Here is a 412-nt window from a genome sequence, read left to right on the forward strand (position 1 = left end):
TGATGGCAGAGAGGTCACACCCGTTCCCATACCGAACACGGAAGTTAAGCTCTCTAGCGCCGATGGTAGTTGGGACCTTGTCCCTGTGAGAGTAGGACGTTGCCAGGCAATATTATTCCGCAGTAGCTCAGCGGTAGAGCTATCGGCTGTTAACCGATCGGTCGTAGGTTCGATTCCTACCTGCGGAGCCATTGGAGAGCTGTCCGAGTTGGCCGAAGGAGCACGATTGGAAATCGTGTATACGTCACAAGCGTATCAAGGGTTCGAATCCCTTGCTCTCCGCCATAAGGAATTTATAATATTTGGCCCGTTGGTCAAGTGGTTAAGACACCGCCCTTTCACGGCGGTAACACGGGTTCGAATCCCGTACGGGTCACCACTTTTGGAGGATTAGCTCAGCTGGGAGAGCACC

3 tRNA genes and 1 rRNA gene are annotated in these 412 nt (G+C 53.2%); all 4 read left to right on the plus strand.

Annotation, left to right across the window (positions count from 1 at the left end):
• Positions 1-108 (plus strand): 5S ribosomal RNA (gene rrf / locus MR066_RS27025); the annotation flags it as partial.
• Positions 109-116: 8 nt separating this feature from the next.
• A tRNA-Asn gene (locus tag MR066_RS27030) sits at positions 117-191 on the plus strand.
• 2 nt (positions 192-193) lie between these two features.
• A tRNA-Ser gene (locus MR066_RS27035) sits at positions 194-285 on the plus strand.
• 19 nt (positions 286-304) lie between these two features.
• Positions 305-379, plus strand: a tRNA-Glu gene (locus MR066_RS27040).
• Positions 380-412 lie beyond the last annotated feature (33 nt).

This window comes from Bacillus cereus group sp. BfR-BA-01523, from assembly GCF_022662615.1.
Lineage (GTDB): Bacteria > Bacillota > Bacilli > Bacillales > Bacillaceae_G > Bacillus_A > Bacillus_A mycoides.